This is a genomic window from Pseudomonas sp. FBCC-B1667 (assembly GCF_059133255.1).
Map to the genome: position 1 here is coordinate 3,787,317 of NZ_CP101437.1, position 16,470 is coordinate 3,803,786.

The 16,470-nt window shown below is 60.6% G+C and carries 15 protein-coding genes; 4 read left to right on the plus strand and 11 right to left on the minus strand.

The annotated features are described in order from the left end of the window. Window positions 1-105: 105 nt before the first annotated feature. Genes NL116_RS17390 through NL116_RS17410 form a run of 5 tightly spaced genes read right to left on the minus strand, consistent with a single transcriptional unit; the run spans window position 106 to window position 3,559 of the window. On the minus strand, window positions 106-495 hold the full coding sequence (locus NL116_RS17390) for a RidA family protein (protein ID WP_494373261.1): 390 nt from the start codon (window positions 493-495) through the stop codon (window positions 106-108). Between the two features lie 41 nt (window positions 496-536). After that, on the minus strand, window positions 537-1,328 hold the full coding sequence (locus NL116_RS17395) for an amino acid ABC transporter ATP-binding protein (RefSeq protein ID WP_494373262.1): 792 nt from the start codon (window positions 1,326-1,328) through the stop codon (window positions 537-539). After that, entirely contained in the window at window positions 1,325-1,987 is a 663-nt protein-coding gene (locus NL116_RS17400) for an amino acid ABC transporter permease (protein ID WP_494373263.1), read from the minus strand. Before NL116_RS17400 ends, NL116_RS17395 begins: the two co-directional genes overlap by 4 nt. Before the next feature lie 9 nt (window positions 1,988-1,996). Continuing rightward, the gene (locus NL116_RS17405) at window positions 1,997-2,659 is read right to left on the minus strand and encodes an amino acid ABC transporter permease (RefSeq protein WP_008015908.1); all 663 of its coding nucleotides are present in this window, start codon (window positions 2,657-2,659) and stop codon (window positions 1,997-1,999) included. Between the two features lie 51 nt (window positions 2,660-2,710). Further along, complete coding sequence (locus tag NL116_RS17410) at window positions 2,711-3,559, minus strand: transporter substrate-binding protein (protein ID WP_494373264.1); 849 nt, start codon at window positions 3,557-3,559, stop codon at window positions 2,711-2,713. A 344-nt stretch (window positions 3,560-3,903) separates the two neighbouring features. Between NL116_RS17410 and NL116_RS17415 the strand changes: the two genes are divergently transcribed. Next, entirely contained in the window at window positions 3,904-4,347 is a 444-nt protein-coding gene (locus NL116_RS17415; RefSeq protein WP_494373265.1) for a thioredoxin family protein, read from the plus strand. Between the two features lie 131 nt (window positions 4,348-4,478). Here the strand turns inward: NL116_RS17415 and NL116_RS17420 are convergent, their stop codons facing one another. Beyond that, entirely contained in the window at window positions 4,479-6,038 is a 1,560-nt protein-coding gene (locus NL116_RS17420; RefSeq protein WP_494373266.1) for a TerC family protein, read from the minus strand. A gap of 257 nt (window positions 6,039-6,295) precedes the next feature. Continuing rightward, window positions 6,296-7,162, minus strand: a complete 867-nt coding sequence (locus tag NL116_RS17425; protein WP_494373267.1) for a LysR family transcriptional regulator — start codon at window positions 7,160-7,162, stop codon at window positions 6,296-6,298. A 110-nt stretch (window positions 7,163-7,272) separates the two neighbouring features. On the opposite strand from NL116_RS17425, the gene NL116_RS17430 reads away from it, so the two are divergent. Both NL116_RS17430 and NL116_RS17435 read left to right on the plus strand, forming a co-directional pair. Next, window positions 7,273-8,811 carry an MFS transporter gene (locus NL116_RS17430; RefSeq protein ID WP_494378082.1) on the plus strand — a complete coding sequence of 513 codons (1,539 nt, stop codon included), beginning with the start codon at window positions 7,273-7,275 and terminating at the stop codon, window positions 8,809-8,811. 63 nt (window positions 8,812-8,874) lie between these two features. After that, window positions 8,875-9,132 carry a DUF2790 domain-containing protein gene (locus tag NL116_RS17435; RefSeq protein WP_494373268.1) on the plus strand — a complete coding sequence of 86 codons (258 nt, stop codon included), beginning with the start codon at window positions 8,875-8,877 and terminating at the stop codon, window positions 9,130-9,132. Here the strand turns inward: NL116_RS17435 and NL116_RS17440 are convergent. Beyond that, window positions 9,123-9,533, minus strand: coding sequence for a MerR family transcriptional regulator (locus tag NL116_RS17440; protein WP_494373269.1), 411 nt, complete (start codon window positions 9,531-9,533; stop codon window positions 9,123-9,125). The genes NL116_RS17435 and NL116_RS17440 overlap by 10 nt on opposite strands. Window positions 9,534-9,610: 77 nt before the next feature. On the opposite strand from NL116_RS17440, the gene NL116_RS17445 reads away from it, so the two are divergent. Continuing rightward, entirely contained in the window at window positions 9,611-10,834 is a 1,224-nt protein-coding gene (locus NL116_RS17445; RefSeq protein WP_494373270.1) for an NADH:flavin oxidoreductase/NADH oxidase family protein, read from the plus strand. A 50-nt stretch (window positions 10,835-10,884) separates the two neighbouring features. On the opposite strand, the gene NL116_RS17450 is transcribed toward NL116_RS17445, so the two are convergent. The 3 genes from NL116_RS17450 to cobN form a co-directional block, all read right to left on the minus strand. Beyond that, entirely contained in the window at window positions 10,885-11,430 is a 546-nt protein-coding gene (locus NL116_RS17450; protein ID WP_494378083.1) for a vWA domain-containing protein, read from the minus strand. Window positions 11,431-11,549: 119 nt separating this feature from the next. Next, window positions 11,550-12,548, minus strand: coding sequence for a magnesium chelatase ATPase subunit I (locus NL116_RS17455; RefSeq protein ID WP_494373271.1), 999 nt, complete (start codon window positions 12,546-12,548; stop codon window positions 11,550-11,552). Window positions 12,549-12,609: 61 nt separating this feature from the next. Beyond that, a complete protein-coding gene (cobN, locus tag NL116_RS17460; RefSeq protein ID WP_494373272.1) occupies window positions 12,610-16,467 on the minus strand; it encodes a cobaltochelatase subunit CobN in 3,858 nt (1,285 codons plus the stop codon). Between the last annotated feature and the right edge of the window lie 3 nt (window positions 16,468-16,470).

Consider the following 16,470-nt stretch of genomic DNA (forward strand, 5'->3'; position numbering starts at 1 on the left):
GCGAGCAAGCTCGCTCCCACAGGGGGATGAAGGTGTGCCTGCAATCTATGGCAGCACACAAAACCCTGTGTGAGCGTGGCTTGCCCGCGATGGGCGCGATTCGGCTCAAGCTTTTTTCCTGTACGCGATGCAGTCGATCTCGACTTTGCAGTCGACCATCATGTTCGCCTGCACGCAGGCACGGGCCGGAGCGTGTTCAGGTTTGAAGTACTCGGAGAAGACCTTGTTGAAACTCGTGAAGTCTCGTGGATCCTCCAGCCACACGCCAGCACGCACCACATCTTCCAGGCCATAACCGGCCTCTTGCAGAATCGCAATCAGATTCTTCATGGCCTGGTGCGTCTGTTCGACGATGCCACCCGTAATGATCTCGCCATCCAGCGCCGGCACCTGCCCGGAAACGTGCAGCCAGCCATCGGCTTCAACGGCTCGGGCGAAAGGGCGAGGTTGACCGCCAGCGGCGGTGCTACCGGTGCCGTAACGAGTAATGCTCATGAGTGTTTCTCCTGATTGAAAATGAGTATTTTTTGTAAAAGTCAGAACCGCGTGTTCTTGAGAAATTCAGCCAGCCGCGGTGATTGAGGTCGCTCGAACAGCTCCTTGGGTGGCCCCTGCTCTTCGATGCGCCCCTGATTCATGAAAACGATCTTGTCCGACACTTCGAACGCGAATCGCATTTCGTGGGTGACCAGCAGCATGGTCATGCCTTCGTCGGCCAGGCCCTTGATCACGTTCAGCACTTCGCCGACCAGTTCCGGGTCGAGGGCCGAGGTGACTTCGTCGAACAGCATCAGGCTCGGGTTCATCGCAATCGCCCGGGCAATCGCCACGCGCTGTTGCTGACCGCCGGACAACTGACCGGGATAGTGATCTCGGCGCTCCAACAAGCCGACGCGCTCCAGCCATTTTTCTGCCAGGGCAACCGCTTCATCCTTGTGCAGTTTTTTCACCTTGAGCAAACCCAGGGTGACGTTCTGCAACGCGGTGAGGTGCGGAAACAGGTTGAACTGCTGGAACGCCATGCCCGTCATCGCACGGTGCCGGGCGATGACTTTTTCCGGGTGGCGTACGCGCTTGCCGTTGACCTCGTCATAACCGATGGATTCGCCGTCGAGCATGATTTGCCCGCCCTGGAATTCTTCGAGCATGTTCACGCAGCGCAGCAACGTGGTCTTGCCCGAACCGCTGGAGCCGATCAGTGTGACAACGTTGCCACGCTGCATGGTCAGGTCGACGCCCTTGAGCACTTCGAGCTTGCCGTATTGTTTGTGCAGGCCGCGTATGTCCAGCAGGGCCTGACCGTTTTGCGTGTTGGAGAGTTGAGTCATGGCAAGGCCACCCGCTTTTCAATGTGCCGGCCGAGTAATTCGATGGCGTAGTTGATGACGAAAAACAGAAATCCGGCGAACAGGTAAAACTCCAGGGTCATGAACGTGCGGGCGATGATCTGCTGTGTACTGAGCAGCAGTTCCGCCACACCGATCACCGACAACAGCGTCGAGGCCTTGACGATCTCGGTGGACGAGTTGACCCAGGTCGGCAGGATCTGTCGCAATGCTTGGGGCAACAGCACGTAACCGAGGGATTGGTAAAACGTCAGGCCAATCGCCTTGCTCGCTTCCATCTGACCAATGGGCAATGCTTGCAGCGCGCCGCGCACGATCTCGGCGACGTGGGAACCGCAAAACAACGTCAGTCCCAAGGCACCGGCCTGAAACGCGCTGATTTGCCAACCCAGTGCCGGCGCCATGTAGAAGCAGGCCAGCACCAATACAAACACTGGCGTGCCGCGAATCAGGTCAACGTAGAAGCGAAACGGCGCGCGCATCCAGAACTTGCCGTAGGTCAGCACCAGACCGGCGACAATGCCGACCATCGTGCCCAGCAAAATCGCCAGCGCCGATACCTGCACACTGGTCAAGAAGCCTTGCCACAACACTTCGCGCGCGACCCATAACTCATGCAACCAACTGGGGGATTCGTACATGGGGGGCTCCTATCGGCGGATCGCCAGACGCTGCTCGAGGTACCGCAGCATCATGGCAATGAGGTAGCAGGCCGCCACATAGAGCGCGGTGGTCACCAGCCAGGTTTCAATCACCCGGTAGCTCTCGACGTTGATCTTGCGTGCGTAATAGGTCAGCTCCGGCACCGCAATCGCTGCGGCCAGCGAGGTGTCCTTGAACAGCGAAATGAAGTTGTTCGACAGGGCCGGCAGCACATTGCGCAGCATCACCGGGACGGTCACGTACGCCTTGACCTGCCATTCGCCCAAACCGATGGCGAGTCCGGCTTCACGCTGGCCTTTGGGAATGCTCAACAAACCGCCTCGGAACACTTCGGTCAGATACGCCCCGGCGTACAGCGACAGCGTAATGATGAACGACGGGATCTTGTCCAGTCGGATACCGAGGCTCGGCAAGGCGAAGTAGATCAACAGAATCAACACCAGAATCGGCGTATTACGGATCACCGTCACATACACCGACGCCAGCACCCGCAATGCGCGGTGCTTCGACAGCAAAGCAAACGCCATCATCAGGCCGATCACGCAACCTATGGCGATCGACACCAGCGCCAGCTCAAGACCCAAACCGAGCCCCGCCAGCAAGGTGTCGAAATCGCGCCACACGGCGGCAAAGTTCAACTGATAGTTCATGGTCAGCAGTACCTTGAGCGGGGCGCATGGCAGCGCCCCACTCTCACGGGATCATTTGAATTCGACAGGGAAACCGATGGCAGGAGACGGCAGGTCTACGCCAAACCACTGCTTGAACGATGCCGCGTAAGTCGGAAACTCAACGCCGGTCATGGCTTCATGCAGGGTGGTGTTGACGAAGTTCAGCCAGTCCTGATCGCCGCGTTTAACGGCACAGGCGTAGGTTTGCGGGCTCCAGGCGTAAGTCGGGCTGCGGTAGCGGCCAGGGTTCTGCACCATCAGGTATTTCACCGACGACTGATCGGTGGCAGCAGCATCGGCACGGCCGGAGTTCACGGCCTGATACATCAGGTCCACGCTGTCGTATTGATCGACCTTGGCCTTGGGCAGTGCCTGATGCACCAGTTCTTCGGCGTATACGTTCTGCAAGACCGCTACGGTCACACTGTCGTTGGCAGCCTTGAGATCTTCGATTTCCTTGTACTTGCTGTTGGCCGGCAATAGCAGGCCGACGCCTTCACGGTAGTACGGCAGAGTGAACGCCACCTGCTGCGCACGACTGGCGGTCACGGTGATGAACTGGCAGCTGATATCGACCTTGTCGGTCAGCAAGTTGGGAATCCGCGCATCGGACGACTGCACCACAAACTCGACCTTGGTCGGATCGTTGAACAGCCCCTTCGCAATCATCCGCCCGATATCGATATCGAACCCCTGCAACTTGCCATCCGCTCCCTGGAAGTGCCACGGCGCATTGGTACTGCCCGTGCCCACAATCAATTTCCCGCGGGCCAGCACGCTATCGAGCTTACCGTCCGCCGCCTGGACCACGCCCATGGCAGCAGCAGTAGCCGCGAGAAGAAAAACACACGCTTTCAACAAGTAAGGTCGGCGATGCATGGCAAGCACTCCAGGATGATGTTTATTCCGCTATACCGGACACAGGTATGTAACAACGGAATAGACAGCAGAAAGTGTGCCACAGGTTGTAGAGCGAACGGTGGGGAGATTGAAAAACGATTTGAATCAACGGGATGGGAAAAACGCAGGAAGAGCTGTTACCAAACGCACGTGAGGGGGAGCGCTACCGTTGGCTACAGCGTGCGGGTAGTTGCACCACAATTGAAGTTGAACGACCGATATTGATGCAGCGTTCCACCTGTAATTTCTGACAGTAGACCCGGCCCCGCTCCCTCCTTTAACGTCGACAGACCTCGATGGTCGTTGTGAAAAGGAGATTTTCAATGAGCTCGACAAACCACTTGGCATCGCTGGCTCCGGTCTACCGCAAGGCGCTGAAAACCTGGCGTCCGGTGATCTGGCTTTTCACCAATGAGCATTGCCCGGCCTGTGAATGGGCAGAACCGATCTTTCGCGAAGTTGCCCAGCGCTATCGTCATCACGCGAACATTTATGTATTGAGCACCCGTGAATCGCCGCGGCACCCGAACGTTACCGGTACGCCGACCGTGTTGTTCTTCAAGGACGGGAGATTGCTGAAGAAGCTCAAGGGCATTGGCTCTCGGGAGACGCTGGAGGAGGATTTCGCCAGCCACGTTGGCAGGCTCAGGCCGCGATACGTGCCGCATAAACCGACTCACGATCTGGCGTGGTTGCGCCAGACGTTGCGTGGGTTGTGTACGGTGCCGAGGGCTTTTGAGCGGTTGAATTATCGAAGCGGGTGTTAGGGCTTGGGAGTGATGGCATTTGGCAGGACGCTATCGCGAGCAGGCTCGCTCCCACATTGGCTCTTCAGTGTTCACAAGACCCGTGCAGGAGCGAGCCTGCTCGCGAAGAGGCCCTGAATCCCGGAAAAAATCTAGCGGCCGACACGCACCAGCAACACCCGCGTCACCCGCCGCTCTTCAACCGCCACCACTGTCATTTGCCAGCTCTGCCACTGCAGGCTGTCGCCGATCACCGGCAATCGATCCAGCAGGCTCACGACCAACCCGGCCAGGGTCTGATAGTCCTCGGTAGGTTCAGCCACAAATCCGGTCCGCTGTCGAACCCGTGTCAGGTTCAACGCGCCGTTGACCAAAAACCCGCCTTGCTCCTCCACCACGTCCGGGCCTTCGATTTCACTGGCGTCGGGCAGTTCGCCGGCAATCGATTCGAGAATGTCGGTCATCGTCAACACACCCACAAAATCACCGAATTCATTGACCACGAACGCAATGTGCGTGGAGGCCTGGCGCATCTGTTCCAGTGCATTGAGGATCGAGTAGCTGTCCAGCAAGTTGACGGTCTTGCGCGCCAACTGCTCCAGATCCGGTTCGTTACCGGCCAAATATTCTTTCAGTAATTCCTTTTTGTGCACGAAGCCCAGCGGCTCGTCCACCGCGCCGTCACGGATCAACGGCAAGCGCGAATAGGACGAATGCATCAGCCGCGTACGAATGGTAGGCGCGTCATCGGCCAGGTCGATGTAATCAACGTCGGCACGTACGGTCATCAACGTGCGGATCGGCCGTTCCGCCAGTTGCAGCACGCCGCTGATCATCACCCGCTCGCGGCGGTCGAACAGTGCTTCGCCCGATGCCTCGCCGTTGTCCAGCAGGTCGGCAACCTCCTCGCCGACCTCCTCCACCGCCATGCTGCGGCCGCCGAGCAAACGCAACACTGCATGGGCCGTGCGTTCACGCATGGGCCGCAGCCCCTGCAGAGACTTTTTGCGGCGAGCGCGGGCGATCTGGTTGAACACTTCGATCAGGATCGAGAAACCGATGGCGGCATACAGATAACCTTTCGGAATGTGGAAACCCAACCCTTCGGCCGTCAACGCGAAGCCAATCATCATCAAGAAGCCCAGACAGAGCATGATCACTGTCGGGTGCGCGTTGACGAAACGGGTCAGCGGTTTGCTGGCGACGATCATCAAGCCGATGGAAATGATCACCGCGATCATCATCACCGCCAGTTCATCGACCATGCCCACCGCGGTAATCACCGCGTCGAGGGAGAACACCGCATCGAGCACCACAATCTGCGCCACGATCGGCCAGAACATCGCGTACGCGGCGTTGGCCGAGCGCTGGCCGACATGCCCCTCAAGCCGCTCGTGCAATTCCATGGTGGCCTTGAACAACAGGAATACACCACCGAACAGCATGATCAAATCACGGCCGGAGAAGCTCTTGTCGAACACCTCGATCAGCGGTTGCGTCAAGGTAACCAGCCACGAAATACTCGCCAGCAGGCCCAGGCGCATGATCAGCGCCAGCGACAAACCGATGATTCGCGCACGGTCGCGCTGCTCGGGCGGCAGTTTGTCCGCAAGGATGGCGATAAACACCAGGTTGTCGATGCCAAGCACCAGCTCCAGCACAATCAACGTCAACAAGCCCAGCCAGGCGGTGGGGTCAGCTAACCATTCCATAAAAACGTCTCGATCTCTTCAGTGAATTCAGAATGCCGGGCACGGCAAAGCGCGGCGCAGAGGCCGTGGGGTTGCCATGACTAGGTGTTTTGAAGGTCGAAAGACCGAATGTTTCAAGCACGCGCATTGGCGCGATGAGGAAGGATGACCGGGAGGCTCCAAGAGGGTGTTCATGCAAGTCCTGAAAGACAAAAGGACTCGAATCGTACAGGCGAAATCGCCAATTCCTACAATCAAAATCATTTCAAGATCTGTAGTCAACGATGCCTGACCTGCTTGATAAACCTCATCACTGCTGCCGACTTCTCGAATCGCCGATGGATCAACGACAACCAGGAGGTTGCTTTATAACCGCTGATCGGCCGATAGAGCACACCGGGCAACCCCACATGCCCGACCACCGATTCGGGGACCACTGCTACGCCCTGTCCCAGCGACACCAAGGCAATCACCGCCACCAATCCGCCCGGTTGCGCGCCTAATGTCGGGGAGAATCCCCCGGCAACGGCCACTTGCAACGTGCCGCTGATTTGCTCCGGCAGGATGAACGTCTCGTTCTGCAGATGCTCCGGGCCGATGTCGGGCAGACGGCACAGCCAGGACTCGGTCGACAGCGCCAGGACAAAGCCTTCTTCGTCGAGGCGAATGGCTTCCAGTCCTTCGGGCAGCGTCATCGGCGAACGGACGTAGCCCAAGTCGAATCGACCATCGAGCACCATCGCCGGCAAGGTGGCCATGGGACTCTCCCGCACATTCAGGCTCACGTCGGGGCATTCGCGGCTGAAGGCTTGCACCTGTTTTTGCAGCAAACCGGAAAACACCGCCGAGGCCACGTAACCGAGTTCGATATGACCAATATCGCCACGCCCCGCCCTTTGCGCATTGCGCTGCGCATACTCGAATTGGCGCACGGTCGCCTCGGCCTCGCTGACTAACGCTGTCCCCGCTTCGGTCAGTCTCACGTCTCGCTGCTGGCGCAGGAACAATCGAGTGCCCAGCTCGCTTTCCATGTCCTGGATCTGCCGGCTCAGGGTCGGCGGTGCGATACCCAGCTGTTCGGCGGCGCGGGTGAAATTGCGCTGCCGGGCGACGGCCAGGAAGTAGCGAAAATGGCGAATATCCATGTGCGTTAGCTCAAAGGTAATGAAGTGACGATCCGCGCCTAACACAGCCAGCGGTGCTCGACGATAAGCTGCACCGACCTCCACCGTAAAGAGTTGCCGCCATGTCCGCCATACCCAAGGTGAGCCCGCGCCTTACATTACTCACAGCCTCAGGTGTCTGCTCGCTGATCGTGCTCGACACCAACATCGTCGCGGTCACCCTGCCGACCATCGCACGGGACCTGGGCGCCAATTTTGCCGACATCGAGTGGGTGGTCAGCGCCTACATGCTGGCGTTCGCTGCCCTGCTGCTGCCGGCAGGAAGCATTGCCGACCGCTTTGGCCGGCAGAAAACCCTGCTCTGGGGCCTGGGTATCTTCATCCTCGCCTCCCTCGGTTGCGGAGCGGCGCCCAACGCGTTGTTCCTCGACATTGCCCGGGCGATCAAAGGCGTGGGCGCAGCGCTGTTGCTGACCTCGGCCCTGGCTTCCATCGGCCACACCTTTCACGATGAAGCCGAACGGGCCAAGGCCTGGGCATTCTGGGGCGCGTGCATGGGCGTGGCGATGACCGCCGCGCCGACCGTCGGCGGGCTGATCACCGAATACGTCGGCTGGCGCTGGATTTTTTACCTTAACCTGCTGGTGGGATTGTTCTTGATGCTCATGGTCTGGCGCGCCGTGCCGGAATCCCGAGACGCCCAGTCCGCGCGCCTCGATCCCTGGGGCAGCCTGGCGTTCAGTGCGAGTTTGCTGTGCCTGATCTGGGGCTTGATCGAGGCCAACCGCATTGGCTGGAGCAACCCGATCACCTACGCCCGGCTCATCGGCGGCGCGGCGCTGTTGGGGTTGTTCGTGGTGATCGAGCGAATGCAACAGCGGCCGATGGTCGACCTGCAACTGTTCAAACACCCACGCTTTATCGGGGCGCTACTCGGCATGTTCGCTTACGCCGGTTGCGCTCAAGTGATGATGACTTTGCTGCCGTTCTACCTGCAAAACGGCCTTGGCTTTTCGGCCATCGCGTCAGGACTCGGAATGTTGCCGTTTGCGTTGACCATGCTGGTTTTCCCACGCATCGGCGCGCGACTCGCCAGCCGATTTTCGCCTGCCGCGCTGATGGCGGGCGGATTAGCCTTGGTCGGCTGCGGCAACTTGCTCAGTGCCTGGGCCGTCAGCAGCGGCGGTTACCTGCCCTTCGCCCTGGCGATTGGCGTATCGGGCGCCGGTGCCGGGCTGCTCAATGGCGACACGCAAAAAAACATCATGGCTTGCGTGCCCCGCGAGCGCACCGGCATGGCTTCTGGCATGAGCACCACCATGCGTTTCAGCGCCATCGTGTTGGCCATCGGGGTCTATGGAGCGTTGCTCTCCAGCCATACCGAGCTGTTGTTGCGCAGCGCTCTATCGACACAAGGCGCGGCATGGCTCAGCCAGACCCAAGGCATCGCGTCGAGGGTGGTGGCCGGCGACATGACAGCGGCACTGAATCTACTCCCGGAAACAGCATGGCCGCTGGTCGAACCATTGGCGCGCCAGGCCTTTGTCGGCGGTTTCAGTCTGTTGCTCTGCGTCGCCGGTGTGCTGGCCTTGGCGGGGTCGCTGGTGGTGGGTACGTTGATGCGCCATCCAGTCCCGGCGCCCAAAAAATTTTCCCTGAGCCTGGAATAAACCTTGGCGGGGCTCGTCGTACTGCCACTGAAATCGCTCAGTAGCCACCACGAGAGCCCTGCCATGAAAAGTTTCCTGTCCGCGCTGTTTCTGATTGCCCTGAGCGGCACCGCATCCGCCGCGTCTGTCGCCACCGCCAGCACCTCGAACGTCGAGGACTACCGCTATTCGAAATCGCTGAACATTGCCAAGGTCGTCAACATCACCAGCGGCGATTATTGCGGCATCGGTCCACGGGAGATGACCTACGTCGACACAATGGGCGCCACTCACGTCCTGCGCTATCAGGCATTCGGTGATTCGTGCATCGATCAGAACTGATGCTTGAGCGATGCCATTACTCGCTCGGCATTCGCTTCGCAGGCCATCCCTTCGGGCCGTGCCTGGATGCCTTCAATCACCCCCAGCAACTTCGCCTTGCTCTGCGCCAGGTGAAGTTGCATGACTTCGATCTGCTCGACCTTGCGCACCAACCCCGCCAGTAACGCTTCGTGCTTGAACTCGCCCGTCACCGTGTCCGGTAACAACTGCTTGAGCTCTTCGAGGCTGAACCCGGCCTGCTGCGCGCACTGAATGATCATCAATGTTTGCAGGACTTGCGCGGGATAGCGCCGGTAGCCATTGGCCGAACGCTCGACCTGACGAATCAACCCCTGAGACTCGTAAAAGCGAATACGCGATGCATTCAACCCGCTCAACTGCGCCAATTCACCAATCTTCATTCCGGCCTCATTTGCCTGCTTGACATTAAAGTTAACTTTAAGCTTAGCCTCTGCTCTTTACTGACGAGGAGTCAAGCATGTCGCCCTTCCATGCGTTAAATCTGCCCAACGGCCAGACCGTCGGCAATCGTATTGCCAAAGCCGCCATGGAAGAAAATCTTGCGGACACCGGGCAAGCACCGTCAGGCGCATTGTTTCAGCTGTATCAGTCTTGGGCCGAGGGCGAAGCGGGCCTGTTGCTGACCGGCAATGTGATGATCGACCGGCGCGCCATGACCGGGCCCGGCGGCGTGGTGCTGGAGGATGAGCGCAATCTGGAACGCTTTCGTCAGTGGGCGACTATCGGCCGATCCGGTGGTGCGCAGTTCTGGATGCAGCTCAATCATCCCGGCCGCCAGACCATGGCCAACCTTGGTCAACAAGCCTTGGCACCGTCGGCTGTGGCGCTGGACCTGGGGGCGTTTTCGAAAATGTTTGCCGAGCCTAAGCCGATGTCCGAGGCCGATATCGCCGAAGTGATCGCACGCTTCGCCACCAGCGCAGCCATCGCCGAAAAGGCCGGTTTCACCGGTGTGCAGATTCATGCGGCCCACGGTTACCTGATCAGCCAATTCCTCTCGCCGTTGACCAATCGCCGCACTGACGGTTGGGGCGGAACACTGGAGAATCGCGCGCGTTTGCTGCTGGAAGTGGTCAGCGCCGTTCGCCGCGCCGTCTCGCCGCAGTGTTGCGTGGCGGTGAAACTCAACTCTGCTGACTTCCAGAGGGGCGGTTTTGACGCCGACGATGCCCGCCAAGTGATTCTGTGGCTCAACGAGCAACACATCGACCTGCTCGAACTCTCCGGCGGCAGCTACGAAGCCCCGGCCATGCAAGGCGAAGCCCGTGATGGACGCACTTTGGCTCGCGAAGCCTACTTTCTGGAAATGGCCGGCGAGCTCGCCAGCGTGGCGAATTTGCCGGTGATGGTAACGGGCGGCATTCGGCGCCTGGCCATCGTCGAACAGGTGCTCGACAGCGGCATTGCCATGGCCGGTATCGGCACGGCGCTGGCGGTTGAACCGCAATTGGTCAAACACTGGCGCGAAGGTCGCAACAGCCATCCGCAACTGCCGCCGATTCTGTGGAAACGCAAGCCTTTGGCCGCGCTGGCGAGTATGGCGGTGGTGAAGTTCCAGCTGCATCGATTGAGTCGCGGACGCAAGCCTCGCCCGCAGGTGTCGGCGGTGTGGGCGTTGATTCTTGACCGGTTGTACAGTGGCCGGCGTACGCGGCAGTACCGCCAGGCGATGGGTCAATAAATACAGACCGAGTCGCCTTCTCGCGATGGGGCGAGTACGAAACCAATAATTCAGCCAGGAATCAGCTCATCAATGTGCCGATAATCCGCTTGTAACTCCGCCGCCATCTGTCTCGCCCGCCCCAACCGGATTGGCCCGCGCTCGATATCAATCAGCAGGCCGGGGCATTCCAGCGTTGGCAATAATGACCACTCCTTCAATCGCCCGTCGGTCAGCAGCAACACACGCTGCTGCTCCGCCGGAAAGCGCTTCTGTCGAGTCGTCAACCAATGCCCCGCCTCACCCAGCGCCGCCAACAACGGCGTACCACCGCCCGCCCCCAAGCCATCGAGCCAGTTGCGCAATCCAGACGATGCTTTCAAGCCTTGCACCTGCCATTTCGGCACATTGCCGCTGGCCGTCAACAATGCTAGCCGCGCACGCTGGCGGTAGGCATCGTCGAATAGCTGCGCGAGCAAACCCTTGGCATCGCTTAATGCCCGATGACGCCGCGTCGAGGCCGAGGCATCGACAATCACCAGCCATAACTCATGGGCGCTTCGAGTGCGCAGCTGAAACAACACATCGCTGCGCTGACGTGGCCGGCCATTGAGCAGGGTGCCGGGCCAGTTGATCGAGCCGCTGCGTGCGGCATGGCGTTTGCCCTGTTTGCCGTTGTCCAGCCGTCCTGAGCGGGGTCTGGCATTCGCCCCCGCGTCAGATCGAGGGCGAATGCCTAGGGCTTTTTTGGCCAGCTCGGCACTTCACGACGGGCGCCAACCGGCAGCGCCTGGGCGGGCATTTCACCCCATTGACCCTGGCCTTCGCTCGGGGCGGAATGTTGCGGCGATGGCGCCTGACTGTTTTGCGGTGCCGGCGGTGATTGCTCACGACGACGATGGCGCAAAGCGAACTCGGCGACGGCGTCGATATCGGTTTCGGCGATCGCGTTTGCTCCGCGCCATGCGGCGTGGGCGCGAGCGGCGCGCAACCACACCAGGTCAGCGCGCAAGCCGTCGACACCGGCGGCAAAACAACGCTCGGTAATCAGCGCCAACGCTTGATCGTCGAGTGGAATGCTTGCCAGGAGGCTACGGGCCTTCTCGCATTGTTCGCGCAGCGACTGCTGCTGGTGTTCCCATTGCGCGCAAAAGTGTTGCGGATCGCTGTCGAAATCCAGCCGCCGACGGATGATCTGGCCCCGTTCAGCCGGTGCTGTGTGACCGCTGAGCGCGACGTTCAGGCCGAAGCGGTCAAGCAGTTGCGGACGCAGTTCGCCCTCTTCCGGGTTCATGGTGCCGATCAGCACAAACTTCGCCGAATGCCGATGGGAGATACCGTCGCGTTCGATCAGGTTGATGCCGCTGGCGGCGACATCAAGCAACAGGTCGACAAGGTGATCGGGCAACAGGTTGACTTCATCGACGTAGAGCACGCCACCGTCCGCCTTGGCCAATACACCGGGAGAGAATTGCGCGCGGCCGTCGCTTAGTGCGGCGTCGAGGTCGAGCGTGCCGACCAGTCGCTCTTCGGTGGCTCCCAGGGGCAAGGTGACAAATTGCCCGCTGGCCAAGAGGTCCGCGAGGCCCCGGGCCAAAGTGGATTTGGCCATGCCGCGCGGGCCTTCGATCAGCACGCCGCCGATTTTCGGATCGATGGCGGTCAGGTACAGGGCGAGCTTCAAATCGTCGGCGCCGACCACGGCGGATAAAGGGAAATGCGAGGTGTCGGTCATCTTCAATACTCGGTCATGGTCGGTGGCAGGTGAACCTTGTACCTGTGGGATTTGCGGTGCATCAACTGTCTTCTTCTATATCCAGCAGCAGGTTTTCCAGCGCCTCGCGGTACTCGCCCGGCTCCTTCCACATCCCCCGCTGCTGCGCCTCCAGCATCCGTTCGGTCATGTCGCGCAAGGCGTGCGGATTGTGCTCGCGAACGAACTCGCGCGTCGCCGGATCAAGCAAATAAGCGTCGGCCAGCAACGCGTACTGGTGATCGTCAATCAGTTGCGTCGTGGCGTCGAAGGCAAACAGATTATCAACCGTCGCCGCCAGTTCAAACGCGCCTTTGTAGCCGTGACGCTTGACCCCGTCGATCCACTTTGGATTTGCCGCTCGGGAGCGGATTACCCGGTTCAGCTCTTCCTTCAAGGTACGGATCTTGGGCAAATCCGGCTGACTGTGATCGCCGTGGTAACTGGCCGCTGTTTCACCGCTGAGGCTTTCCACGGCAGCAAGCATGCCACCCTGGAACTGGTAGTAATCGTTGGAATCGAGCAAGTCGTGTTCGCGGTTATCCTGGTTTTGCAGCACCGCTTGCACCTGGCTCAAGCGCTGGGCGAATTGTTCGCGGGCCGCTGTGCCTTCGTCGGAACCCCCGTAAGCATAGCCGCCCCAATTCAGGTAAACCTCGGCCAGGTCGTCACGGCTTTGCCACAGGCGCCCGTCGATGGCGCCCTGGACGCCGGCGCCATACGCACCGGGCTTGGCACCAAAGATTCGCCAACCAGCCTGGCGGTTCGCGGCGTCCTCATCCAGGCCCGATTGCATCAACGCTTCACGCTCGGCGCGCACTTTGGCGGCCAAGGGGTTGAGGTCGTCGGGTTCATCCAGTGCCGCGACCGCTTGCACCGCGGCGTCGAACAGGCGGATCAGGTTGGCGAACGCATCGCGGAAGAACCCGGAGACACGCAAGGTCACGTCCACGCGTGGACGGTCGAGCAGGCTCAGCGGCAGAATTTCGAAATCGTCGACCCGCTGGCTGCCCGTGGCCCAGACCGGACGCACGCCCATCAGCGCCATGGCTTGAGCGATATCGTCGCCGCCGGTGCGCATGGTCGCGGTGCCCCAGACGGACAGGCCGAGCTGGCGCAGGTGATCGCCGTGGTCTTGCAGGTGTCGTTCGAGGATCAGGTTGGCTGACTGGAAGCCGATACGCCACGCGGTGGTGGTGGGCAGGTTGCGCACATCCACCGAATAGAAGTTGCGCCCGGTCGGCAGCACGTCCAGGCGGCCGCGACTGGGTGCGCCGCTCGGACCGGCGGGGACGAAGCGGCCATTCAAGGCGTCAAGCAGGCCGCGCATTTCTGCGGGACCGCAAGCGTCGAGCCGTGGTGCGACCACTTCACGCAGGCTGTCGAGGATGTCGTCCACTTCAGACCAAACCGCCTCTTGTACGAGTGAGCCTGCTCGCGATAGCGGTGGGTCAATCGACATCAATGGTGGAGGGTGAACCGCATCGCGAGCAGGCTCACTCCTACAGGGATCGGGTTCAGCATCCAGCGTTTGGGTGATGAGTCGAGCGGCAAACAACTCGAGGCGTTCACGGGTATCACCTGCCGTGCGCCAAGCTTCATCGGTGAGGGTTTGCAGTTCAATGGGGCGCGGCCCTTCCCAAGGCTCGGCCAATCCACAATCCAGCGGATCAAACCCCAGCTCAAACGCTTTCGCCAACGCCCGCAGCAAGCTCGATTGCGCGCCACGGCCATCGCCACGTGGAATCCGCAGCAAGGCCAGCAAGGTGTCAATGCGCAACCGCCCGGTCGGTGATTCGCCGAAGATGTGCAGGCCGTCGCGAATTTGCGACTCCTTCAAATCGCACAGGTAGGTGTCCAAGCGTGGCAACCAGATCGCCGCATCGGCATCACTGTCGAGTTTTTCGTCCAGTTGCAGTTCGCGATCAATGTGCGTATCGCGCACCAGTTGCAGGATGTCGCGCTGCAACTCCCGGGCACGACGTGGATCGAGCAGTTGTGCTTCGTAATATTCGTCGGCCAGCAGTTCGAGGTTGCGCAGCGGACCGTAGGTTTCAGCGCGGGTCAGCGGCGGCATCAGGTGATCGATGATCACCGCTTGGGTGCGACGCTTGGCCTGAGCGCCCTCGCCCGGATCGTTGACGATAAATGGATAGATGTTCGGCAGCGGCCCCAGCAATGCATCCGGCCAGCAGTTTTCCGACAACCCGACACCTTTGCCTGGCAGCCATTCGAGGTTGCCGTGCTTGCCGACGTGAATCACGCCGTGGGCACCGTAGGTGTTGCGCAGCCAGAAGTAGAACGCCAGATAGCCGTGAGGCGGCACCAGATCCGGATCGTGATACACCGCGCTCGGGTCGACCTGATAGCCGCGCGCCGGTTGAATGCCGACGAAGGTCAGGCCGAAGCGCAGCCCCGCAATCATCATCCGTTCGCCACGGTACATCGGATCGTTTTCGGGTGTGCCCCAGCGTTCCAGCACGGCCTGGCGATTGGCCTCGGGCAAGGCGTCGAACAGGCGGTTGTAGTCGTCGAGCGCGAGGCTTTGATGACATGGTCGCTGGTCAAGGGTATCGAGGTCGTTGCTGACGCCGCCAAGCAATTGCCGGATCAATGCGGTGCCGCTGTCCGGCAACTCGGCCGGCAACGGATAACCTTCCTGATGCAGCGCACGCAGAATGTTCAACGCTGCGGCCGGCGTGTCGAGGCCGACACCATTGCCGATCCGTCCATCGCGGGTCGGGTAGTTGGCAAGGATCAGGGCGATGCGTTTTTCGCTGTTCGGCACCCGCGCCAGATCGATCCAGCGCCGCGCCAGTTCGGCGACGAAATCCATGCGTTCCGGTTGCGGTCGATAGCACACCACGTCCGACTGACTGCGCTCGCTGCGCCACGCCAGATCCTTGAAACTGATTGGGCGGCTGATAATCCGACCGTCCAGCTCCGGCAACGCGATGTGCATCGCCAGATCACGCGGGCCAAGGCCCTGCTCGCTGGCACGCCACCCGGGCTCGTTGTCCTGAGCGCAAATCGCCTGGATCACCGGAATGTTGCGGCGAAACGGTCGCAGGTGCGGGGCTTCGGGGCTGGACTGGGCGAAACCGGTGGTGTTCAGAATCACCCCCGCCTCGACGTCATCCAGCCAATCCTCGACCACCGTCAGGCAGCCGGGTTCTTTCAAACTGGCCACGGCTATTGGCAAAGGGTTCAACCCGGCGGCTTGCAACCGCTGGCAGAACACATCAATGAAATCGGTATTCGCCGCTTGCAAATGCGAGCGGTAAAACAGCACCGCCGCCACCGGTTGATCGGCTTGCCAGTCGGCTTGCCAATCGCTCAGCTCAGCGGGACTTTTGTGCGGGTGATAAATCGCGGTGCGCGGCAGCACTTGCGGCTCGGCCCAGGCGTAATCGCGACCCAGCCAACGAGTGGCGAGGCAGCGGAAGAAATCCAGGGCATTGCCCATGCCGCCCTGTCGCAAAAACTGCCAGAGCCGATCACGGTCGCAGGCCTCGACGGTACTGAGGTCGCTGAGTTCCGGATCCGGACGATCATCGCCCGGCACCAGAATCAGCTGCACGCCCCGCTCGGACAATTGCACCAAACGCTCGACGCCATAACGCCAATAGGCAATCCCGCCGTGCAGCGAGATCAGAATCACCTTGGCGTGGCGCAGTACTTCGTCGACATACACATCGACCGAGGCGTGATTCTGCACCTGCATCGGGTTGGCCAGGCGTACGCTCGGGTAATCGTCGGGCAGTTGCTGCGCGGCTTCGGCGAGCAGCGCCAGGCTGGAGTCGCCGCTGCACAGGATCACCAGCTCGGCGGGGGTTTGTCCGAGGTCGGCGATGTTGTCATCCGACACGAAGCCGCCGGGCTGGGTCCTGAGCAGGTGCATGGC